The organism is Modestobacter sp. I12A-02662 (assembly GCF_041028325.1).
Taxonomy (GTDB): Bacteria; Actinomycetota; Actinomycetes; order Mycobacteriales; family Geodermatophilaceae; genus Modestobacter.
In genome coordinates this window covers 144881-168436 of record NZ_JABGDE010000006.1, presented here as the reverse complement: position 1 = coordinate 168436, position 23556 = coordinate 144881, and the positions used below count along the sequence as shown (strand labels likewise).

General features: G+C 66.3%; 16 protein-coding genes. 9 read left to right on the top strand and 7 right to left on the bottom strand.

The annotated features are described in order from the left end of the window. Positions 1-447 precede the first annotated feature (447 nt). From HL189_RS10315 to HL189_RS10300, 4 genes are all read left to right on the top strand, one after another. A complete protein-coding gene (locus HL189_RS10315) occupies positions 448-1071 on the top strand; it encodes a hypothetical protein (RefSeq protein WP_369133603.1) in 624 nt (207 codons plus the stop codon). Between the two features lie 203 nt (positions 1072-1274). Further along, entirely contained in the window at positions 1275-1916 is a 642-nt protein-coding gene (locus HL189_RS10310; protein ID WP_369133602.1) for a hypothetical protein, read from the top strand. 616 nt (positions 1917-2532) lie between these two features. Beyond that, positions 2533-3714 (top strand): AAA family ATPase, encoded by a 1182-nt coding sequence (locus HL189_RS10305; protein ID WP_369133601.1) that lies wholly within the window; start codon positions 2533-2535, stop codon positions 3712-3714. 204 nt (positions 3715-3918) lie between these two features. Next, positions 3919-4647, top strand: a complete 729-nt coding sequence (locus HL189_RS10300; RefSeq protein WP_369133600.1) for a hypothetical protein — start codon at positions 3919-3921, stop codon at positions 4645-4647. 678 nt (positions 4648-5325) lie between these two features. On the opposite strand, the gene dndA is transcribed toward HL189_RS10300, so the two are convergent. Beyond that, entirely contained in the window at positions 5326-6504 is a 1179-nt protein-coding gene (dndA, locus tag HL189_RS10295; protein ID WP_369133599.1) for a cysteine desulfurase DndA, read from the bottom strand. Positions 6505-6629: 125 nt separating this feature from the next. On the opposite strand from dndA, the gene dndB reads away from it, so the two are divergent. Genes dndB through HL189_RS10270 form a run of 5 tightly spaced genes read left to right on the top strand, consistent with a single transcriptional unit; the run spans position 6630 to position 13145 of the window. Continuing rightward, positions 6630-7769, top strand: a complete 1140-nt coding sequence (dndB, locus tag HL189_RS10290; RefSeq protein WP_369133598.1) for a DNA sulfur modification protein DndB — start codon at positions 6630-6632, stop codon at positions 7767-7769. Next, positions 7766-9310 (top strand): DNA phosphorothioation system sulfurtransferase DndC, encoded by a 1545-nt coding sequence (gene dndC, locus HL189_RS10285; protein WP_369133597.1) that lies wholly within the window; start codon positions 7766-7768, stop codon positions 9308-9310. The genes dndB and dndC overlap by 4 nt, the downstream gene beginning before the upstream one ends. After that, the gene (dndD, locus tag HL189_RS10280) at positions 9307-11280 is read left to right on the top strand and encodes a DNA sulfur modification protein DndD (RefSeq protein WP_369133596.1); all 1974 of its coding nucleotides are present in this window, start codon (positions 9307-9309) and stop codon (positions 11278-11280) included. The genes dndC and dndD overlap by 4 nt, the downstream gene beginning before the upstream one ends. A 6-nt stretch (positions 11281-11286) precedes the next feature. Continuing rightward, positions 11287-11679, top strand: coding sequence for a DNA sulfur modification protein DndE (dndE, locus tag HL189_RS10275; RefSeq protein ID WP_369133595.1), 393 nt, complete (start codon positions 11287-11289; stop codon positions 11677-11679). Beyond that, entirely contained in the window at positions 11676-13145 is a 1470-nt protein-coding gene (locus HL189_RS10270) for a DNA phosphorothioation-associated putative methyltransferase (RefSeq protein WP_369133594.1), read from the top strand. The genes dndE and HL189_RS10270 overlap by 4 nt, the downstream gene beginning before the upstream one ends. Here HL189_RS10270 and HL189_RS10265 read toward each other — a convergent pair. The 6 genes from HL189_RS10265 to HL189_RS10240 form a co-directional block, all read right to left on the bottom strand. Next, the gene (locus HL189_RS10265; RefSeq protein WP_369133593.1) at positions 13123-13596 is read right to left on the bottom strand and encodes a DNA phosphorothioation-associated protein 4; all 474 of its coding nucleotides are present in this window, start codon (positions 13594-13596) and stop codon (positions 13123-13125) included. The genes HL189_RS10270 and HL189_RS10265 overlap by 23 nt on opposite strands. Continuing rightward, positions 13593-15650, bottom strand: a complete 2058-nt coding sequence (locus HL189_RS10260; RefSeq protein WP_369133592.1) for an AAA family ATPase — start codon at positions 15648-15650, stop codon at positions 13593-13595. The genes HL189_RS10265 and HL189_RS10260 overlap by 4 nt, the downstream gene beginning before the upstream one ends. Then, positions 15647-15811, bottom strand: coding sequence for a hypothetical protein (locus HL189_RS10255; RefSeq protein ID WP_369133591.1), 165 nt, complete (start codon positions 15809-15811; stop codon positions 15647-15649). Before HL189_RS10255 ends, HL189_RS10260 begins: the two co-directional genes overlap by 4 nt. Positions 15812-15855: 44 nt before the next feature. Next, a complete protein-coding gene (locus HL189_RS10250) occupies positions 15856-17991 on the bottom strand; it encodes a DEAD/DEAH box helicase family protein (protein ID WP_369133590.1) in 2136 nt (711 codons plus the stop codon). After that, complete coding sequence (locus HL189_RS10245; RefSeq protein ID WP_369133589.1) at positions 17988-20195, bottom strand: sigma factor-like helix-turn-helix DNA-binding protein; 2208 nt, start codon at positions 20193-20195, stop codon at positions 17988-17990. The genes HL189_RS10250 and HL189_RS10245 overlap by 4 nt, the downstream gene beginning before the upstream one ends. A 165-nt stretch (positions 20196-20360) precedes the next feature. Beyond that, positions 20361-22439: a hypothetical protein gene (locus HL189_RS10240; protein ID WP_369133588.1), complete on the bottom strand. Its 2079-nt coding sequence runs from the start codon at positions 22437-22439 to the stop codon at positions 20361-20363. Positions 22440-23556 lie beyond the last annotated feature (1117 nt).

Here is a 23556-nt window from a genome sequence, read left to right as displayed (position 1 = left end):
GACTGATGGCATGTTGTCCCGGTTCCACGCCACGCCGCTTGTCGAACCTTTGTGCGAGCACCTGCTGGGCCTGATGAGCCGCTCGCCTTACATCATCGGGTGTGGACGCCGACCTCGGATGAATTGCAGGCGGCCGAGCTACAGGCCGACGTTGACTCGGCGTCGATGGCGTCGACCTTGCCGCGCATCTCGGCAGCGCCGACTGCGGAAGCTAGCTTCGTCGCCAGGCGAATGCCCGGCGCGACGGCGCTGTGCGGAGCGACGAGTTGCCTCAGTCGCTCAACGCCCCATGTGGATCGGCCAACTGGCCAGACCGGGGGTACTGGGGGCCGCAGCACGACCTCGGCAGGCTGAGGGTCAGGTTCGCTGAAGCGGTTCGGCGAGGTGCCGCAGTCGGGCAGTGCCGCCTGGCAGCATCCCGCACGTGACTGCGAAGGAAGCTCGGCGGTGACCGAGGGCATGCCCCCTCCGTGGGGCAGGAACATCTTTGATGGGGCCGAGATGACGGCGGTGACCCTTGTTGACGCGTGGGCCGGCGAGGTGCGCCGTCTGGTACCTGAAGTTCACGAGCTGCGCGAGTGGTACGTCCAAGGCCAGATGCGGTTCGACGAAGGCGATGAGGAGACACTCACAGAACACCAGCTGTACGTGGGATGGATTCGGCTGTGGGCTGCGCAGCACCACCTGGTGTGGGCGGCCTACCAACTTGAGCGTTGGGTGGCCCGACTAGCCCGCGAGCGCGGCACGACGGCACCGGCTATCGACCCCGTGCTTGCCGACCTGCGCCACGCCCTTGAGCACCTCGACGAGGCGGTTTTGGATGACGGGGGCTTTATGACTCCCGGGGAGCGCAGCCGGTCGCTGCGGAGGCTGCCTGGTGCGCGACTCCAGATCGATACAAGTCACTCGTTGGCCTTCTTCGACGTCATCGACGCCGAGGACCTCGAACGCCGGGCACTCTCGATCATGACGACCTCGGACTGGCTGATGCAGCGGGCAGCCGAGGACTGGGCCGAGCAGCAGCGCCCCGACGAGCAAGGGCCGGCGGATGAGGACGGCCAGGTCTTGTGAGTCCGACCAACGCCGTCGGCAATTCGCCACTCGGGCGGACCAGGCGGGAAGCCCTGGTTTGGCGGTCCGTTCACCGGCCCGGGGTTGCTGACTACGCCAGGCGTATCTCTCCCCATCGGCGGTCGGCAGCACCCAACCTTGGGGCGGCTGCACCTTGGCGGAGGTGTCGACGTCAACGCATGAGGATCGCTGAGGGGCCGACTGTGGCTGACGTGATGGCCGAGCTGGCGGCCGTCCGACCGGTCTTTCACTCGGAGGCCGACTTCCAGCACGCCTTCGCTCAGGTTCTTCACCGCCTTGCTCCTTCGTTCGGCATCCGTCTGGAGACGCCACAGGGTCACTCGCCGCAAGGTCGGCTCGAGCATGTGGACCTCTGGACTATTGGACCGCAGGGGCGGACCGCGATCGAGTTCAAGTACTTCAAGGCGTCGTGGAGCGGCACCGTTCCGGCCGGCGATGGCCTGGGTGATGAGGCGTTCAAGCTAAGTGATCATTCGGCCACGGATGAGGGTCGTCGCGACTATGTATTCGACATCGCGCGCCTTGAGCGCCTGTGCGAAGCGCAGCCGGGGGCCAATGGCGTCGCCATCATGCTCTCGAACGCTCAGGGACTCTGGCTGCCGCCCAAGGTCGTCCCGCGGACCCGAGACCGCGAGTTCCGCATCCACGAGGGCGCCATCTTGTCCGGCACGCTCAGATGGGGTGGCGGCGACTACCCAAACAACGCGCGCAATCTATCTGGCTCCTATCCGATGGCCTGGCAGCCCTATTCGAACCTCCCAGGAACGCGCGGCGAATTCAGGTGGGTTGCGGCCGAGATTGCCCCCACCGTGCCCTCCGCATAGTCGGCCCGACCCAGGTCGATTCTTGATCCGTTAGCCAACGTGACCGGCTCCGTCATCCGCCCCGCTGGCGCATCCTTGAGCGGGAGAGATTAGGCATCCGCTGCTGGCAGGTCCCGTAGGACAACGCCTCGGACAGCGATCCCGATCGGCGGTGGGTGACGTCACACGATCGGATGCTAGGGATTTCACCCCCTCGGGGGACGCCACCGCCGCAACCGCCGCCAGTGGCCGCAAGAGGGTTACGGTCCGTCGCATCTGCCGAGATGGGAAGCGGGGTTTGATGGGGCGGCCGGACAGCGGATCGACGCGAGGGCGCCGGGATACGGCCACCGGCTCAGTGCCCCTTCCGCGTTTGCCACGCGCAGCAGGGACTGGACGCGCGATCCCGCAACCGTTATGGACACCCCGGGCCGAGGCAAGTTACGCGGCAGCTTCCGCCGGTCTCCGCCACAGAGTGGTCCGCGTAGTTCGGACGGCGCTGCGCCGGTACGGGACGCAAACGGACTGGTATGACGGTAAGAAGACCGTCCAAGGACTCAAGCAGAACGTCTACGAACTGCGCGCAACTCACGCCCATCGGGTTCTCATCCAGGAGTATCAAGACACCCTTGTCGTCGTGGACCTCGGCGATCACGGCGTCGTGGATCGCTACGTCAGCCGCTCTGCTCAGCAGCGGCGTACGGATCTCGCCGCCGCAACCGAGGCGCCAGTGGGATTTCATCCAGCTGTTGAGGTGCCTCTGTTCGTCAACATCGACGATCTCGTAGAGCCCAGCTACGATGCGGAGCTCGATTCCGGCTGGCTGACCTTCCTGAGTGAGGAACAGTCCGTCGTCGGGAACGAGCTGGCCACGTCCATCGCCGCTCAGTGGGGACGGGACGATACCTTCGTTGCGTACCTGCGCGGTGGCGCTGGTACGGGCAAGACCGCCATTGTCCTGAATCTGGCGCTTCGCGTGCTTGATGCCGGGATACCGGTACGCCTCGAGTGCTCATCTGCGCTGGCCAAACATCTGACTCAACACACGAACGTGAACGTCCGCCACCTGCAACAGGAACTGATGCAGGGAGGAGTGCTGCTCGTCGACGATCCCTCTAGCCCAGCTGCGGCACAGGCCGCCGTCTCGAGAGCTCGCGATGCAGGAGCCAGGGCGGTGGTCGTTGGGTACGACCCACTGCAGTGGCGACACAAGCGACTGCGCCAAGCCATGGCCGGCTTACCGACACCGGACTTGGATTACCGCCTCTCAACCTGCTACCGGCAGGCGAGCAGCCTCGCTCAGCAGGCGATCGAAATGGTGGCCGCAGTTCACGACCGGTCGTCTTGGCGAGTTGACCCGAAGCTCATTGCGGAGGAACGACTACTCTTGAAGGAGCTTGAAGCCGAGTACCTTGCGGGGCTTTGCTTCGTGAAGCCGGGCGGTCGTGTCCGGGTGATCGAACCTAGCGAGGTGAACTCAGCCTTTACGGCAGAGGCCGAAGCGCTCCGCACGCGGTGGGACCGGTGGACGGACATGCCGTGCTTATTGCTCCTCGAGGACCGCGATCACGGAGTCCAGTTGACCAAAGGCGCACGCGCCGGCCTGAGGGGCATTGCTCGCCAGACGAACAAACTTCAAAACGTCGACGCCTACCGCGGCCTGGATTTTCAGGCGACCTGGATTTTCATGAGCAAAGACTTCTACGACCGAATTCAGGAGGGAAAGGCTGGGCTTGGCACCGCGGAATGGGAGTCGTTGCGTGACCTCCATGTGGCCTTCACGCGCGCTAAGGATGAAACGTTGCTGTTCCTGGTGTAACGAGTGAGCTGTCATCCGGCGAGGACTCGATCCGCGCGCCCTCGTCCACTTACTTCTCTGCCACGACTCGACGGCATGACCGACCGCCCCGTAACCGTTCGCGGCGGGACGGCAGCCGCGCCAGCACCTCGAGGCGGGTGCCAGCCCATGAGGGGCGTGGGTCACCGGTCGCGAGGGATAGACCAGCCCACCTACAGTCCGGGAGTGGCGGACAGCGGCGACCTCGACTCCTTTAACGATGCCTGGCGCTACTTGGAGACCCTCGCCAGGCGGATCACCGACGCCAGGGACACCGACGGCGCGATCGACCAGCTAGCCCGCCGAGGTGAGATTAGCGATCGGGAACGCGCTCAGCTGCACGGCGCCCGCCTGATCCGTAATGCGTTGTCGCACACACCTCCGTTGCCGGGGGCGGTGCCGCTGGCCGTGCCCACGGCCGCGCTCATCGAACTGCTGCAGATCGTCGGCAGCCGCCTGAGCCACCAGCCGCCACTGATCGGCGAAGTCGCCGTTCCGGCGCACCAAGTGGCCGGCGACATGCCGGTGCACACCGCGCTTCAGGACCTCTATGAGCGAGACTTCAGCCAAGCGCCCTACCGGGCGCCCGACGGGGGATGGCTGCTGTTCACCGCCGAGCAGGTGGCACGCTGGCTCGCCTTGCATGACGGCCTGGTCGACCTTGGCGGCGTGACGGTTGCCGAGCTGGCCGCCTTCGGTCCGGCCGCTCCGGCGGCGGAGGTGAAACCCACCAGGTCCACGCAGGCGGCCGTTGACCTGCTCGTCAAAGCGCTGGGCGGGCAGCCGGGCGGCGTCGTACCGGTTCTTCTCATCCGCGATCGCCGAACCCCGGATCTGCGCCTGTTCACCCCCGCAGACCTTCCCCGAGCTCAGCCGCTGGTCCGGCCGATCGGCCTCGCTCCGGAGGAGGCTTGATGGCGTCTGCCATGGGCCGGTTCCCGTTGGCCCGTCCGTCTCGCGATCATGTCGGTCGCCTTCCTACGGTGCCGCCCTGCGCAGATGGTTGAGCGGCGCTGAAGATGGCGGTGCGTCCACGGTCGGGGGGGGGGGGGGGCAGCCCAGCTGCTCGTCGGGGAGCTCCACGATCAGGACGATAGTCATCCAACGCCTCTCGCTCGGAGGCGTTCTCCGGCCGCTGCGACGTCTGCGGCCTGTTCGACCGCCTCTCGTACGCCACGTTTGAGCTGTCCCTTCCGATGCAGGCGTTTCCGCCCGGAGCCGACAGTGGTCGCAGGCGTTTCCCGGCCGCCCTGCGGTACCCGCGACGGGCGCGCCGGGAGTTCCTTGACGCTGCCCGCGCGATCGTCACCCGATCAGGACGAGCCATCTTCACGATGGCCGACGCTCTCGCCGAGACGCGACGGCGGGGCGCCGGCTGTGCCGAGAGCACCATCCGCAGGATGATCATCTCGCACCTCTACGCCGAGGCCACTGGCCCGGGTGTCACCCACTACGCCGGCCTGCTCTGCGTCGGGCGCGGGCTGTATCAGCTCACCGGCACGCGCTGACTTCTCCGCCGAGGCGGCGTGTGCCAGGCCGTCGATTCGAAGCGTTCGCTGTGAGACTGGTCCCGACGCAGCGAGATGGTTGGGGTCAGTCGTCCACGATTTGAAGCTGTCGAAGGCGTTCGGTGATCTGGGGCCAAGGGATCGTGCCGGTCATGTGGCACCAGGACAAGCGAATAGCGCCCGCGACGCGCTCGTCTGAATACCCGGCGGCGGTCAGTACATGGCTGGGCTTGTAGCTCTGGGCGGTGCACGCCGAGCCATTTGACAAGGCCACGAGGTCCCTCAAGGCAACGATGGCCGCTTCCGAGTCGATCGCAGGTATCGAGAAATTGATGGCGTTGGGCAGGCTGTGGTCGGGGTGACCGTTGAAGGACGCGCCGAGTGACGTGAGCATCGCCACGGCCTCTCGTTTGAGCGCCGCGTTGTGTGCCGTGCGCTCCTCGTGTTGCTGTAGTGCCAGTCGAGCGGCGGTCCCCAAGCCGGCGATAAGTGCCACCGGCAGCGTGCCGGGCCGCAGACCGCGCTCTTGGCCGCCGCCGTACATCAGGGGGGTCAATGGTGGCCGCGTGAATCCGCGCCGCCGGGCGATCAGGGCGCCGACGCCCTTGGGGGCGTACAGCTTGTGCCCGGATGCGGAGATGAGATCGATCCGGCGGCTGCGCAAGGGATTGATGACCTTGCCGAACGCCTGTGCCGCGTCGACATGGAGGAAGGCCTCGTGGTCAGTGAGAGACGAGGCGATCAGCTCGATCGGCTGAATGACGCCGGTCTCGTTGTTCGCGGCCATGACCGACACCAGCAGTGTGTCTGGGCGCAGGGCGGCTCGCACCGCTTCGGCTTCGATCCACCCGTCTGCGACCGGTGGGAGCAGGGTGATGTCGAAGCCGCGAGCGCCGAGGGCCTCCAGTGGTTCCAGGACCGCCTTGTGCTCGATCTGCGTGCTGATGATGTGTCGGCGGCCGGTGCGTTCTCCGTGTGCGGCCAGGCCGAGGATGGCCAGGTTGTTGCTCTCGGTGGCGCCGCTCGTGAGGGTCACCTCTTCGGGCTGAGCGCTGACGACGGCCGCCAGCTCCGCCCGTGCCCGCTGGACGCGCTCCTTCGCGGCCTGGCCGTAGCTGTGCGTTCGGCTGCCGGCGTTCCCGTACTCCTCGCTCAGGTAGTGCATCACCTCGGCGAGGACCGCGGGCTCGACCGGTGTGGTGGCGTTGCAGTCGAGGTAGACGGGGCGGCCGTGGTCGCCGCCCACCAGCCGGTGCTCAGTCATGTCGGTGCTTGGCGCTACCGTCCTCATGGCTTGCAAGGTACGGCAACCGGGCGACAAGAGTTCGGACACGCCGGGCCTCTGTACGGAACTTGCGATCCGTACATCGGGCGGGTAGACACTTCGGCATGGCCGCACCGCGTGTCAGTTCCGCGGCCCCCGCCAGGTCGCGGGCGTCCGCCTTCGAGTACGTCTTCCCGGCGATCCGAGGCATCCAGGCCGGTCGCGAGTACTACGTCACGATGTGCCCGCTGCGGCTCATTCCCCGCCTGTTCGTCTTTGACGAGGAGGAGCTGACGCCGGAGCTGCGGGCGCAGCGCACCCTTAACAAGGCGCGCGTCCCGGAGATCGCCCGCTACATCTTGGACAACCCGACCAGCTACGTGTTCTCGGCCCTCACCGCGTCGGTCAACGCCGATGTGCGATTCGAGGCCTTCGACGCCGAGGGGCGCGGCGGCGAGCGGCTCGGAACCCTGACCATCCCGATGGAAGCCAAGTTCGTCATCAACGACGGGCAGCACCGCCGGGCCGGTATCCAGCAGGCGCTGGCCGAGAATCCGGAGCTTGGGGACGAGAGCATCGCGATCGTCATGTTCTTGGACATCGGGCTGCAGCGCTCGCAGCAGATGTTCGCCGACCTGAACCGCTACGCCATCCGGCCGGCCAAGTCGATCGGCGTGCTCTACGACCACCGGGACGAGATGTCGGCCATCTCCCGGCTGGTCGTGTTCCGGTCGGACCTGTTCAACGACCTGACCGAGACCGAGACGAGCAACCTGTCGGCGCGGTCCCGCAAGCTGTTCACCCTGTCGGCGTTCTACAACGCCAACCGTGCGCTGCTCGAGGACGTCGAACCCGATTCGCTGGAGCGGCGGGTTGATCTTGCGACTGCCTACTGGGAGGTGGTCGCCGAGCAGTTTCCGGAGTGGACGATGGTGCGGCAGCGCGAGCTGAGTGCCGGTGAGATCCGACGCGACTTCATTCACAGCCACGGCATCGTTCTGCACGCCCTCGGCATCATCGGCAACAGCCTGCTGCGAGCGAGCCCGAGCCGGACGAGCTGGCAGAAGACCCTGAAGGGGCTGCGGCAACTGGACTGGCACCGGGGGAGTGTTGCTTGGGAGGGCCGCGCCGTCCTCGGCGGCAAGGTCTCCAAGAGCCGCGCCAACGTGCTGTTGACGACGGCGGCCATCCGCAACGCTCTTGGCCTTCCGCTGCCGCCTGATGAGCAACAAATTGACGACAACTTCCGACGAGGAGACGCATGACGCGCAGCCTGCCCATCCGGCCCCGCTCCGCCTTCGACGGGTCCGGCTTCGCGGCCAGCGTCGAGACCCTGGTGGGGCAGACGCAGCAGCTCTACCTCGCCGACAGCGTCCCGTGGGTGGTCGGGTACTCCGGTGGCAAGGATTCGACGGCGGTCCTGCAGCTGGTGTGGCTGGCCCTTGCCGGGTTGCCGGCGGAGCAGCGCACCAAGCCGGTGCACGTGATCAGCACCGACACGCTGGTCGAAAACCCGGTTGTTGCCGCCTGGGTGACGCACTCGCTGGGGGTCATGGCGGAGGCTGCTCAGGCTGCCGGCCTGCCGCTGACGCCGCACCGCCTGACGCCGGCGGTGGCCGACACCTTCTGGGTGAACCTGATCGGTCGCGGCTACCCGGCACCGCGGCCGAAGTTCCGCTGGTGCACCGAGCGGCTGAAGATCAAGCCGTCAAACACCTTCATCCGCGAGATGGTCCAGGCCCACGGCGAGGCGATCCTCGTGCTGGGGACCCGCAAGGCCGAGTCGGCTGGCCGCTCGCACCGGATGACCGCCCTGGAGGGGCGCCGGGTGCGTGATCTGCTCAGCCCCAATGACTCGCTGCCGAACTGCCTCGTCTACTCGCCGGTCGAGGACTGGTCGAACGACGATGTCTGGACCTTCCTGATGCAGGTCAAGAACCCCTGGGGCTACTCCAACAAGGAGTTGCTGACCATGTACCAGGGCGCCTCGGCCGATGGCGAGTGCCCGCTGGTGGTCGACGCCAGCACGCCGAGTTGCGGCGACAGCCGCTTCGGGTGCTGGACCTGCACGCTGGTCGACCAGGACAAGTCGATGGCTGCCATGATTCAAAACGACGAAGAGAAGGAGTGGATGCTGCCGCTGCTGGAGCTGCGAAACGAACTGGACGTGGCCGACGACCGGCACTTGCGCGACTTTCGGCGGATGAACGGCTCTGTGCAGGTCTTCGGTAAGGACAACAGGCTGATCCCCGGGCCCTACACCCAGGCGTCACGCGAGCGCTGGCTGCAGCGGCTGCTCGAGGCGCAGACCTGGATTCGGGCCAACGGCCCCGACTACGTGCGCCAGCTCGAGCTCATCACTCTCGCCGAGCTGGAGGAGATCCGTCGTCTCTGGGTGGTCGAGAAGCACGAGTTCGAGGACCACCTGCCAGGCATCTACGAGCGTGCCAGTGGCACGCCATACCCCGGCCGGCCGCTCGATGAGCACCTGCCGCTGGGCCCCGCCATGGTCGAGCTGCTCGCCGAGGTGGTGGGGGAGGACCGGCTGCACTTCGAGCTCGTGCGCGAGCTGCTTGACGTCGAGCAGCGCCACCGGGCGCAGGCGCGTCGCTCTGGCCTCTTCGATGCAATCGAGAAGGCGCTGCGCCGCGGCTTCTACGACGACGAAGCGGACGCCGTGCTGCGGGTTCTGCAGAGGCAAGAGGCCGCTGAACGTCCTGCGGGCGACGCGGACGCCGCTGAGCCGGATCCGCTGGACGTGGCCGATGGCTATGTGCAGCTGGCGGCCGAGCAGGTTGCGCCGTGATCCTCGACGAGCTCGTCCTGCACAACGTCGGCACCTTCGCCGGGCGCCACGCTATTGAGCTGACACCTCCCTCGCCAAGCAAGCCGGTGGTGTTGATCGGCGGTCTCAATGGGGCCGGCAAGACAACACTGTTGGAGGCCATCCACGTCGCCCTGTACGGGGCGCTGGCACCGGTCTCTGGCCGACGCTCGAGGAGCTACGAGAACTACTTGCGTGGCCTCATCCACCGCGGTTTGCCGCACAGCGAAGGTGCCGCCATCGAGTTGGCTTTCCACGCTCACCAGCAGGGCCAGGAACGCCACTACCGCGTTCGCCGCAGCTGGCGCAGCACCGGCAAGTCGCTCCGCGAGATCCTGCTCGTGTCGGTGGACGGCCGTCACGACAGCGCCCTGACCGCGACCTGGAGCGACTACGTCGAGACGTTTCTGCCGCGCGGCATTGCCGGGCTGTTCTTCTTCGACGGCGAGCAAATTGAGGCGCTGGCCGACTTGGACCGGTCGCGCCAGGTGCTGGCCTCGGCCTTGGCCGCGCTGCTCGGGCTCGATCTGGTGGACCGGCTGAGCACAGATCTCGCCGTGCTGAAGCGCCGGCACCGCGCCCAGCAGGTTCCCGCCGAGCTACGCCAGGCGATCGACGAGCGCCGGATGGCCGTGACAGCGGTCCGGCAAGCCGAGGAGGCTGCGACGGCTGCCGTTGCCGCGGCCCGGGTGGAAAAGGAACGGGCCGACAAGCAGGCTTTCGAGCTGACCGAGCGCTACCGGGCCTCCGGCGGCGAGCTGCTCGACCAGCGGGAGGCGGCCGAAGCGCGGGCCAGCGTGCTAAAGAGTCAGCTGGCTGCCTATGAGCTTGAGCTGCGCACCGAATCGGCCGAGGCTGCACCCTTGCTGCAGGTCACCGCACTACTGGGGCAGGTTGCCAGCCAAGCCCAGGCCGAGACGGTAGCGGGCCGCCAGCGGATCGTTGCCGCGGCCTTGGACGAGCGCGACGCGGCGCTCGTGGCGCAGCTGCGCACCGACAATCTGACGACTGAGGCGCTCCGGGCGGTGGAGCAGCGTCTGGCTGCCGATCGTGACGCGCGGGCCAGCGCCGCTGACGTGCCGATCGTCACGGGTCTGCCCGAGGCGGTCGGCATCGAGCAGCTGGTCAGGGCCACGCTGCCTACGGCGCAGCGGCGGCTCGCCCAGCTCGTCCACCGCCGGGCGGAGGTGCGAGCCGATCTCGACCAGGCTGAGCGCGTCGTCGTCGCCATACCTGACGCCGCCTCGTTGGCGCCGCTGCTCGCCGAGCGCGATGCCGCCGCGGCTGAGGCACTGCGGCTGGACGCCAAGCTGACGCAGCTGGAAGAACAGTTGGCCGCCCTTCGTCAGGAACGGGCCCGCGCCGACGCCACGTATGAGACGGCCTTGACCAAAGCGGCGCAAGCTGGACTGGTGGCCGACGACGGCCGCCGTCTCGTCGACCACGTTGACCGTGTCCAGGCCACCCTTGAGCAATTGCGGGAGGCCGCCGTTCGTCGCCATCTCAACGGCATCGGTGCTCTGGTCCTGGAGGCCCTCGGGCGGCTGCTGCGGAAGTCGAACCTGATCACGGACGTGGTGATCGATCCGCAAACCTATGCCGTGCAACTGACTGGAACAGACGGGCAAGTTTTGCCGGCTGACGCCCTGTCGGCCGGGGAACGCCAGCTGCTGGCCGTTGCCCTGCTCTGGGGCCTCGCCCGCGCCGCCGGCCAGCCACTGCCGGTCGTCATCGACACGCCACTCGGCCGGCTCGACGGGAGACACCGCGCACACCTGCTCGAGCGCTACTTCCCGCACGCCAGCCACCAGGTAATCCTGCTGTCGACCGACACCGAGATCGACGATGCTGCCCACCGTCGGCTGGCCCGGCACGTCGGCCGCAGTTACCAACTCGCCTTCGACCCGACGACCAACGCCACGGCCGTCGCGCCCGGCTACTTCTGGGAGTGAGTCCGCGTGCCCCTTGAACACATCCGGCTGTCGCAGGCGGCGCGCGACCAGCTCATCACGCTGAAGCGCCGCACCGGCATCATGCACTGGAATGTCCTGTGCCGCTGGGCGTTCTGCCGCTCGCTGGCCGAGCCGGCGCCGCCCCCCGCCGTCAAGCTCAGCCTCGACAGCAACGTCGAGATGACCTGGCGCGTCTTCGCCGGCGACTACGGCGACGCGCTCTGGGCCCTGCTGCGCTCCCGCTGCCACCAGGATGGCCTGGCACTGGACGAGGAGACGCTGGCGCAGCAATTTCGGCTCCACCTGCACCGCGGCATCGGCTACCTCTTCGGCGATCCCCGGGTAACGGATGTGGCCGGCCTGGCCAGCTTGTCGCTGGAGGAGGTGGCCGCCGCATGATCCCGGCGGTCGCGCGCCACCGGACAGCGCTGGTCCGCACCCACCTGTCACGGCCGCTCGCGACCGCCCTGGCCGACAACCTGCTCGGCCCATCCCAGACGCTGCTCGACTACGGCAGCGGCCGCGGCGACGACGTGCGCCACGCCAAAGCGCTCGGCATTCCGGCTGTGGGCTGGGATCCGGTCCACCAGCCCGACGGGCCCCGGGCCGCCGCCGACGTCGTCAACCTCGGCTACGTCGTCAACGTCATCGAGGACCAAGCCGAGCGCGCCGCCTGCCTGCGCCAAGCCTGGGAGCTGGCCAACCGACTGCTCGTGGTCAGCGCGCGCCTCACTTGGGACGCCCGTGACCTCGTCGGCCGGCCCTTCGGCGACGGACTGCTCACCCGGACCGGCACCTTCCAGAAGTTCTACGAACAGACCGAGCTGGCTAACTGGATCGAACAGACCCTCGAAGTTCGATCGGTTGCCGCGGCGCCCGGCATCTTCTATCTGTTCCGGGAGCCCTCCGCCGCGCAAGACTTCCTGGCCCGCCGCGTGCACACCTACAGACCGCGCGTCCGCATCGAGCCGCAGGCCATCTACGAATCTAACCGCGAGCGGCTGGAGCCGCTGCTCGACTTCATGACCGCCCACGCCCGGCCGCCGCGTCCCTCCGAGCTAAGTCGGGCGGCTGAAGGAGATCTCACGACGGTCTTCGGCACCATCGGCCGGGCGGTCCGGCTGCTGCAGCAGGTAACTGATGCCGACCTCTGGCAGCAAGTCACCATCCAACGCCGCTCGGAGCTGATGATCTACATCGCCCTGTCGCGCTTCGGCCGACGGCCTAGTTACAACCAGCTGCCGGCCAGCCTGGCCACGGACATCCGGAGCCTCTTCGGCACTTACCAGGCGGCCTGCGTGCAGGCGGACCGGCTGCTGCTCTCCTGTGGCGACCCGGCCATCGTGCTCGTCTCGGCGCGCAGCGCCTCAGTGGGTAAGCAGACGCCGAGCGCCCTCTACGTCCACCGCAGCGCGCTGGGCCATCTGCCCCCGGTACTGCAGGTCTACGAAGGATGTGCACGCGTCCTGGCAGGGACCGTCGAGAACGCCAACCTCGTGAAGCTCTCGGTCACCCAGCCTCAAGTTTCCTACCTCTCGTATCCGACGTTCGAGCGCCAGGCACACCCGACCTTGGCAAGCGCGGTCACGGTCAATCTCCGAAACCTAACAGTTGACTGGCGCGACTACCGCCAGGTAGACAACCCGCCGCTGTTGCATCGCAAAGAGGAGTTCGTCGGATCAGATGATCCGCGGCGGGAGCTGTACGCCCGCTTGACCAAGGCGGAGCACCGTAAGGGTCTTTACGCCGATCCCAACCGCATCGGCACGCGGTCCGGCTGGGAGTCGGTGCTGGCGCAGGCCGGGGTCACAGTGCAGGGCCACCGGCTGGTGTGTCGGTCAGCTAGGACCAGTTCATCCCACTGAGCAACTCCTCCACCGAGACAGGCTTGGCGCCTCCACTGGCGGACAACGCCTCCGTGACGAGGGCGTCGACGACGAGGGCTGCCGGCTGGTGCCGGAAGTTGACCTGCTCCTGAAGGTATTCCAGCCCGCCGTTGGCGTACTCCTCGAAAATCTTGACTCGCTCCTCGATGCGGGTGGCGTCCATGATTTCGGGATCGTCGGTCAACACGTTGGCCGCAATCATGTTGACCAGCGCCTCGCTGAACATCGGGGCCGTCAGGGTGTCGTATCGAATCGGGTCACCCGACGCGGCCGTGAACGGCACGCGGCGATCGTTGTGGAAGCCGAGTGCCGCCGCGAACAGCAGCACGTCGCGGAAGTAGGGAAACCGCGACTCGGTCTGCAGCTCGAGCAGCAGGGCCTCGTGCTGCTGTGGCCGGCGGATCCGAACGTCGACGAGGGGTGTCGTCACTTGATCTCCTTCAGCTCGGAGTGGTCGGTGCTCGCCGGCCGGATGTAGGGGTAGGCGACACCCTTGATCTCGATGTCGTCGGCGACATCACCCGTCGCAGTCGTGTGCGTTTCGATGACCCCTAGGTGGCTGACGTAGGGCATCAACTCGGTGACGACTCGGCCGAGGCCCTGGCTCTTGCTGACCAGGACAACCAGCTGCGGGGCCATCTGCGCCAGGGCGCGGGAGACGGCCTGCTGGTAATCCTGGTCGAGGGAGCCGAACGCGGCGTCCATGACGATTGGATAGATGCCCGCATCGGGGTGCGCCTCGCCCTCGGCTCGGCGCTCCTGGCGAATCTCGCGAGCAAGCTTGGAGACCGCGGCCACGAAGCTCAGGCTCAGGATTTGGTTCTCACCAGTCGACTTCGGCACCTGCAGCTGCACGCCGTCGACGTCCTTGTGGAGCGTCAGCTCGAAACCCCGGTTGAGCGACGGGATGTGGTTCTGGTGGGTGATGCTCCGGAACACCGTCTTGAGCTCGGCATCGAGACGACGCCGCATGTCTTCCTCGCGGATGGCGAGGATCTCCTCCAGCGCCTGCTTCACCGATTGCACAAGGTCCGATCGGGCTCGGGCCTTGGCGGCCAGCTCGTCCGTCACCTCCGCGGTGCGGCGCTCCTTGGTCTTCTGCTCGATCTCCCTCACCAGGCGTTCCAGCTCCGACCGTACCGAGCCGATCCGCTGTTGCTTGAGTCCGAGCTGCGTGTCCAGGTCGATCCGCTTGCTCTCCAGTGCCTGCACGTCTTCAAGCCGGCTGTCGCGGAGCTTGCCGTCGAGTTCCGACTTGTGCTCGACAAGGCGGTCGACGCGGTCGCGCTCGGCGTTGATCCGCGTCATGAGCGCCGAGAGGTTGTCACGCAGTTCAAGGCGGGCCGACGCCAGGGGACCGATCTGGCCGCTCAGCTGCTGCCACGCCGTCTCGACGGCTTGGAGGCCGGCCTTCTGGCGCCAGTCCTTCACGTGCTCCCACGGCTCGGAGTGCTCGGTCAGCGGCGTGCCGCAGATGCAGGTGCCGTCTTCAAGCAGCTTGTCGACAAATTCTCGCTTCAGCGGGGAGGGCAGCTTGCCCTTCTCGTACAAGCTGTCGGCCATCGCCTGAGTCGTGTCGGCGAGCGACTCGGTGAAGGCCAGGAAGCCGCGCGTGGCGATGATGTGCTGCCGCTCGGCTTGGGCGGCTGCAAGGGCGTCCTTAGCCTCTTCTAGGTCGCGTGAGACAGCGTCCCGACGCTCCTGGATGGGCCGTGCCTCGTTGTGTTGCCGCAGCACTCCCAGCACCGCGTCGCGTTCCTCGGCGAGCGCCGCCAGATCGCCTTCCAGCAGTTTCAGGTCGTCGCGCGCGGCGGTCTCGCGCTCGCGCAAGTCGTCGATGGCTTCCTGGATTCCGCTCGCCTTGTCTCCACCGTGTCTCTTTAATTCGGCGGTGAGCTTGCGATCGACCTTGGGTAGGTGCACGAGCGAGCGTTCGACCTGCTCGAGGTCGAGCAGCATCTTGATGTCCTGCTGGACCTCGGCGTAGGCACCTCTCTTGACGAGGTTCTCGATCCGCTCCCCGTTGAAGAAGAAGAAGCGGCTCACGTGGCGGGGCAAAATCGTGTAGATCTTCTCTTGCGGTGCACCCACAACCTCCGACGAGCCATCGGGAGCGGTCGTCCACAGCTGCAGCTCGGGTGCCGGGCTCGTCTGGTGGTCAGACTGCTTGTGCACACTGGCTCGGCGCAGGAGCCGGTAGTCGTGACCCTCGTGGTCGAATCGGAGTTCGACGGCGACCTCCGCGGAGTGGCCGATCGGCAGCGCGCGCCACACGTTGTCGCTGACCATGCGCTCCTGCTGTTCGACGTCCTCTGACATCGCACCGTGCAGCGCCCACGTGAAGGCGTTCAAGAAGGTGGTCTTGCCTGCTCCGTTCGCGCCGAAGAGGAGCGACACGGGGCGGATGGCGTCGGAGGTCAGGTCGAAGGTCTGCACGCCCTCGAACTGGCGGAAGTTTGTCAGCGTGATGGACTGCAGCTTCACGGAATGATCTCCTTGACCGCGGCGAGCAAGTCGTCCGTGGCGTCGTAGGCGCTCAGATGGAGCTTGGCTCGCTCGATCTCCAGGACGCGCTTGAGCAGGGCGCGCTCCTCGTCGCCAATCTCCTCAAGCACCTGTTTCTCAGTGCGACCGGCATCGGTCACTGATGTCTCCCTTGCCGTGGTGGTTCCGTAGTGGGCTGCCGCTGCTACATGTCGAGGAGCTGATACCGCTCTTTCAGCGGCCGGAGCACCTGGAGCGTGCTCGCATAGTTCTCCGACAACGTGCCGAACTCGTGTGCCCGCTGCAGCTCACGCGCGAGAAGGGCTCGTTCGACATCGAAGTTGACCGGTGCCCCGGCCGGCGGCACTGCCAGGTAATCCAGGATCTCGGCTCGCTCCTTGTCGGGAGAACGGCGCAGCAGGCGACCGCGCCGCTGAATGAACTGGCGTGGATTGCTACTGCTGGCCAGCAGGTAGCCGATGCGGGCATCGGGAATGTCGACGCCCTCATCAAGACAGCGCATGGCGACCAGTACCCGTAGATCGTCACCCGTGCCGAAACGGCGCAGCAGCACTTTGCGCTGTGGACGGGAGACACCATCGACGTAGGAGTGGGCCGGCAACTGCAGCCGGTGGCCCACCAACTGCATGACCTCATCGAGCTGGTTGGGCCCCGGCGGGTCACCCGGCTCCGTCGGTCGCCGACCCTCGGCGCAGTACACAAGCTGGAACCAAGAATCTCGGCGTGCGGTCAGGTCCTGTTGGAGCGCCGCCAGCTTGCCCTCGGCATGTCCCAGGACGCCGGCGCGCTGCCGCAGCAAGAAGCCGATGGGGGAGTCAGGGTCGGCGTCTTGCACGCTGTCACCCGCGGCGATGCGCTTGGCAATTTGCGTCGTGAGGTCGACGTACAGATTGGTCTCGTAGTCGTTCAGCTCCACCAGCCGCGGGACGTAGGTGTAGCGGCACAGCGCCCGCATCTCGATCGCCTTGGCGAGACCGAGCTCGAAGACGATGGGGCCGAAGTAGTCGATGAGTGCGTCGGTGCCTGCATCGTCGAACCAACGCTCCGGTGTCGCCGAGAGGGCCAGGCGGTAGGTGGCGCCTGGGGGGAGTGCCGTGCGATACGTCGACGAGCCGAGGTTGTGCGCCTCGTCGGCGATGACCAGCAGCGGCTGCGTGATGCGGGACAGCACCGCCTGGAACCTGTCACCGGCGAACGACTTGTTGGTGGCGACCATGATCACCACCGGGCGCTGGCCGAGACGGGCTTCGGCCAGTTGGTCTTCGACGACGCGCATCCACTTCTGGCTCGCCTCGTAGATGGCGATCGGGCGCACGCCGAAGTCTTCGACCTCGGTGATCCACTGGTCGACCAGGTGCTGCAGCGGGGCCAGGATGAGCACGACAAGGGGTTCCTCGCGTTGCCGCAGAACGTTGCTGAGCTGGGTGGTGGCGATCATGGCCGTCTTCGTCTTGCCGGTGCCGGTGGCCATCTTGAGGATGCCGCGGCCCTGCTGGCGACCCCATGCCTCGACCGCCTGCCGCTGGTAGTCGCGGACGTCCAACCAGCTGGGGATGCGCAGCCGGATCGGCTCGGAGACGGTCGGCGGGGTGGGCGTCAGCGCGTCGTCGCGACCCGGCACCGGGCGATGCGGACGTTCGGTGCCGAGCTTGATCAGCCGCTCGCGGGCAATGTCCGGGAAGCGCTCAACCGCGAGGTTCGGCGTCTGGTTGGCCCAGAGCGCCTGAAAGTCACTCTCGAGCCGGAGCGCCCGCGCGCCGTCCCCTGCCACCCAGCCGCGATACACCTCGACAGATTCGAAGTTGGCCATGAGGCCGCCGTAGGTCTCGTTGCTGCTGCCCGTGAAGCCCACGAGGTCGCCGAAGTCGTCGCGGAAGACGCCGATCTTCTCGTGGTAGATGCCAACGCGCCCGGCTTGCGCGACGAATGCCAGCTTGATGTCGAGTTGGCCTTTGGCGATCAGGCGGCCCAGCATGCCGAGTCCGTCGAGGACCGGTTCCCGATCCTCGTGCTCCAGCTGGCGCATGGTCGCCCGTTCGATGACCACGCGGACGTCGTACCCGCGTTCGATGTCGACGATGTCGTCTTCGCTGAGATGCGGAGAGGCGACTACCTGCATCGTGCCGCCCCGCGCGGCGAACGTCTCGATGCCGCGGGCATAGAGGGCGAGACTGCTGGAGGTGAAGTAGCCCACTGCCCGGCTGTAGCTAGACGCGACGGTGAAGGCTGGCACGTAGAAGGTGGCGACGACGTCTTCCTGATCGCTGCGATAGCGGTCATGCAGGGAGAGTGACCGCAGGCCGCGGGGCCACGTGGTCACAGCAGGTCCAAGATGTCATCGACTGCGGCACGGTGCGTGGGAGACGGCTGGGGGTGGCCCGCCTCCAGGGACTCGCGGACGCTCGTCAGGAGGTCTGCGATGTCGCTGTCGCCACGTTCGCGGTAGGTGCCGATCACGCTCGTGACGGGCGCGGCCGCTGATAGCCCGACGGCTGCAGCGAGCAAGCTGCGGGCTTCGTCGCGGTCGTCGGTCACTGGCGCGCCGATCAAGCTGAGGGCGTCCATGAGCGGGTTGCCGGTCATGTCACGGGCCGGCTCGAAAGAGAACGAGCCGTCGTTGTGGATCATCAGGAACGCTTCGGTGTCAACGGCGATATCGCCGGCCAGCAGGAAGCGGCGGATGGTGCCGAAGGATGGCTGGATGGCGGTCCACGCGATGGTCTGCGGACCCAGCGGCGATGTGAGCTGACGCGTGTCACCGAACTGAAGACTGAGGAGGCTGGCAATTGCGACTGGAGCTGCTGAGCCGCTGCCCCTCAGGTGGTCGGCGGTGATGCGTACGCGGTATGCCCAGGCGTCCGGACGGCGGAAGAGGCGGCGGGTCTGCTCGGGCGTCTTGCGCACCTCGCGGTCGTCGCTCGCGAGAGTGACCACGCCGCCTTTGCACTGGAACGGCGGTGAGCTGGCGTACGCCGCGACGCTACTGGCGGTGACGGAGTAGCGGCCGGTGATGTACTCGACCAGGTCTTCGAGCTGGGCGCGCCCGCCGCTGCGCGCCACCCGTTCGCGGATTAAGGAGCGGACACCGGCATAAGCTTCCATGCCCCATTCCCGGAGCGCCCAGCGGTCTCGATCGACACGCTCGAAGCGGTCGTCGCCGCTCATGGCGTTGCGCAGTGAGGCGGCGCTGCGTTCGGTCAGGAAGCGGTCGACGATCTCCTGGGCGCTGAGCGGCGAGCCCAATATCGACAGCACCGCCGCGCCGTAGTCCTGCACCGATTGCGTCCGGGTGAGGACGAAGTCGCCGTCGACGACGTAGCCACAGTGCGTCAGCCAGGCCGCTGTCAGTACGGTCCGGCGCTCGAGTTGGCTGATTTCGACGAGACTGAGGTTGTCGATCCGGGCGACACCGTAGCGGTCAACCCGTTCCTGGAGCTGGGTTTGCGTGATGGTCCGCGCCGCGGTGAGGGTCGGCACGACACACCAGCCATCCTCGATCTCGTAGGCGTCCTCGAGGCGATCGAGGACCCGCCACGCCGGTTGGCCAACCGACGCAACCGCCTTCCCGAGGCTTGGCATGAGGGCCAGTAGATCGTCCAGCGGCCGGATGGTGCCGATGAGGGTCCGGGCGGCTTCGGCGACCATGGCGAGCTGCCCACCGTCACCGACCAAACCGAGCAGCGCGCCGCGCGCCTTTCCCTCGATCTGTCGAATGCGTTCTCTCGTGACACCGTGGTCGCGCCCGATCTCATCCAGCGTGCGGGCGTCGTCGGCGAACAGCCGATCTGCCAGGACTTGGACCGCCCGCGGATCGAGTGTCGCGAGGGCCGCCTCGAAGCGGCCGGCGACATCCGCTTTAGCAGCATCGTCGGGCAGGACGTCGCCCGCACACAGGGCATCGAGGCGGAGGCGAGCCTTGACGACCTCGTCCGGCGTCCCGGGGGCGAGCGCTGCTCCCAGCAGCGGTCGCTCGGGCTGCCCGATCGTGGCGTACCAAGTCGCGACTTGGCCGAGGTCGTCGAGGAGCGACGCTATCCAGTCCGGCAGGCGCGCCTCGCTGCTCGGCTGCACAGCCGGCGCGGCACCGTAATCGAAGGCGTTCACGCGCGGTGTCGCCTGCGAAGTTGAGACGTCCGCAAGCGCTTGGAGAATGGCGTCTACGGTACCGACGCCTACCTGTTGCCACTCCATCACCGCGCGCAGGGTGACGCCGAAAAGATCAGCTCCTTTCAGGCACCCGTACCGGGCCAGCGCGTTGCGGGCCCGCACCGGCAGTCGGAGCTGCAGCAACTCGGTCTCTGGCGATAACCCGGGAAGGATTTGTCCGATGGTCCACTGACTGAGTCGTGCCATCGCCAGTTCTGCGATCTGTGCGATGCGCTGCTGCCTGAGAACAACGCCGGCATCGCCGATGAGCTCGTCCCACCACGGGTGGTCCGATACGTCGGCAGCCCCCTTGATCCATGGAAACGCCTCGAGCCACGTGCACGGACGCAGGTCGCCGAACGCAGCTTCTTCGGACACGTTGGCGGCTCCTCCGGGGTCCAAATTCCAAGCGAGCGGCAGCGTCCGACGACGATCCACCAGCTCGGGTGGTGCGGGCAGCTGGCTGATTACGGATGCAGCGTTCGCCAACGCCGCCGCGGGCCAACCGCCTACCGACGGCGTGCCCCTGGTTGTCATCGCGTCTCAGTCCGGCTCAGGGCTGGATACAGGACCGGTGTCGTCACCGTTCACATCATCCTGATCTTGTTGTTCATTGACGGCCTCGGTTGTCGTAGTTCCCGCATCGGACTCCAACCAGGCATCAATATCGGCAGCGGCGATGTCGAACCACCTGATGAGGGCATGGCGGACCTCCTTTCGGGCGTCTTGGAGGCCGCGCTCCTTGCGTTCGGTTTCGGTCAGACTGGCCTGTGTCGTCTTCAAGGCTCGCGCCTTCTCCCCAGCCACGTAGGCGATGTATGCGCGACGAGCCTCATCACGCAACTCCCCGAGCCGTTCCCCATAGACAAGGCCAGAGAGACTTGCCGCTGCCTGAGGGGAGGCCAAGATTTCAAGCCAGAAATAGCGGAACTGGACCGCCCGTGGTGTGTCCATGTTCGCGACCATGTTTAGGGCGTGCTTCGGGAAGTCCTCACGGCGTTTCGCGAGCGCCAAGCGCCGGTCGTAGTCACCCGTGGTCTTGCTACTCATCCAGGCATTGATGCCGGCGGCTATTCCTACGGCGAGCTGCACTACGGTCGTATCGCCCGCCTTGGCACGTCGGAATAGCGTAGCCAATGTCAATGCCACCCCGAGCTGGCAGGCGTGGGTATTCATTGCCTGGAAGACTAGATTGGCCGACTCTCTGCGTGACTTGCTGCCCAGCAGCTGCTCGGCTCGCAATTGCTCGAAGTCGCCCTGCTTCGCCACAATCATGTCCCAGGCGTGAACGACGTCAGGCTTTGTCGTCCGTCCGCCGGGATGTTCGTCCCGCTGCCAATGCAGGGCTGACTCTCGCAGCGTCCAATACATGCCAACGCCGCTGAAGAGCGCGTCATGCGCCAACGTCGCAATCGCGTCGTCGACGAGCCAGTTCTGCTTCAGCTGCGAGAGGGCACGAGCATGTGCCGCCCAAGGCTCAACCCTGCTGAGCAGGATAAGAATGGCACTGCTCCAGGTGTCACGGTACCGTTCCGCCAGTGGTCCGGCCGCGGCTTCCGGGAAGTCGGTGTCCCCCAGCTGGTCACGCGAAAAAGGCTCGTCCCCCTCGATCTGGGCGGGAAAGAGCGACGCGACGTCGAGCTGGGAGCGCATGAACGAGTTCCGCTGCTCCTTGTCCTCCCGACTGCCGAAGGCAACGTCAACCCTGTTGATGTATTTTCCTGGGCCGAAAACGGTCCGCGTGACCATCTGCTTCAGGGCGTGGATGTTGGTAAGCGCTGACCAGCGCGCAGACTGGGTTGTCTTCGTGTCAGGGTTGTCGTACTCGACACAGTAGAGCGGCAGGTAGACGTTGTCGTCCTGGTTGCGTAGCTGTGTCAGCGTAGTGCGGGTCAGAATGTTTACGAGTTCGCCGTCGGACAGCAAGATCAGGCGTGATTCGCTGGGGGTCCGCGCTTCCTTGTTGACGTCGACAAACAGCTTGCGGGCAGCCTTGTGAGGCTGCTTGCCCTCACCGAACAATTCCGGGAACCAGAGCAGTGTGACCGGCACCTCAATGTCGTCGATGGTTCGGTTGCGCAGCGCTTCTTTGATGCGTGCCTCGTAGAAGTAACGGTAGCGGGCGCCGGAACTTCCTTGCCAACTGTTTCGAATAGTGCGGTCGATAGCGAGCAGAGCCATGGCCCGATGTTGGCCGTCGATTACGACGATGCGACAAAACTCGTCATTCCAAGAAACCTGCCCTAAGGCCACGGCACTTGGCTGCCCATCGTCCATGAGGAGTCGACGGACACGAAAATGCTGACCAGCATCCTGCTGGCGCCAGGTCAGGCCGTCCTGTACCTGGGTCGCCGCGCCGAGCCCCGGAAACTCAGACGGCTGTTGTCCGGAGAACGGCAGGGCGATCGCCACAATAGGAGGGAAAAAGGCCGGGCCGGTCCAGTCGTTGCTGAGAAGGTACGGCACAAGGTTGACGGCCACCCGGTGGTCGTCAAGGTCACGTTGCAGGAGCTGGTTGAAGTCCAACTCCTCGACCGGAATCACCTCACGCACCGGCACTAGGTGTCGAGTTAGACGACGCTCCGGGTCGGCCGCGTCCTGTCCCAAGCGTGCCTTCGTCATCAGGTACGAGACCCTGCCGGCTGGCGTGACGAACTCACCAATCGTGCCGTGGGCGTGATTTTGGAACGCGGGCGCGCTCCCAAGTTGACTAAGGCTCATCTCTATTGCCTCCCGAGGACCGGTAGAAAAATGCGCTGAAGAATCCATTCGGCCGTTTCGGCGACGCCTCTCGCGGTCGTTGCGGAGTCGGCATGCTCACGGCCGCTACTGGGAGCAAAATTGGCTGGCATGAGCCAGCAGTGTAAATGTTCCAACTGCAGACCCGTCGCGGCCAGACGGGCGCCGAATGATGGGCCCTCGAACTGTGTTCGTGCAGCGGCGGAGGGGTCTAGGCGAAGTGCCTCTCTAGTTCCCTCGTATGCGACTCGATGCTCGGCCAGTCGCGTGCGAAGATTCGTTGCGACGCCGATATATAGTGGGCTAGCGAAAACTGGTACTGCGGTGCGGAGTAGGCCAATGAGAAGCTGACGTACCACGGGTTCATCTGCGAGGTCGCCGAGCCGCGACTCAAGACTCATGCCGTCGCCGTCGCCAGTCGTGTCGGCAATGGATGCGCGCCGCACTGTTCCGGACCAGTTCAGTCGGTAGGTTCCCTCGCCCTTCAAGTTGATTGGGTTCGGCTGGTGAGCGCGCGCATAGTCGGCAACTGCCCTGTGCAAATAGCTGGCGGCGAGGTCGGCGCCGTCTCTGATTTGAGGCTTCCAGTCATCGTTGGACAATGGCAGTCGGGCGTACCAGGCGTAGATACCTGGAGCGTCTGGGGCCATGTCAAGATCGAGGGCGCTCAGCTGCATGACTTGCGTGCGAGGGCTTTCGTTCAACTCAGGCACTGACGGCCACTTTGGGGTTGGAGATGAACGCTGAAGCCGAGCTGGCGGCGTCCAGCGCCATTATTGCCATCGATGGACGGTCCGCCACGGCGCTGCCTCCTGAGGGGGCAGTGGGCGCGACTGGCATGGGTGCAGCCCTCCCGCTCGTGAGATTGATCCTGTGCTCGCCGCCGGGGAGGTTAGCTGCCGCACTGCTGCGTGCTCGACATTCGGATGGGGGAGACACGACGGGAGTGGCGGCTGTGACAGGCGTTGCAGCCGCGAGCATCGCTACGTCCGGAGAGTTG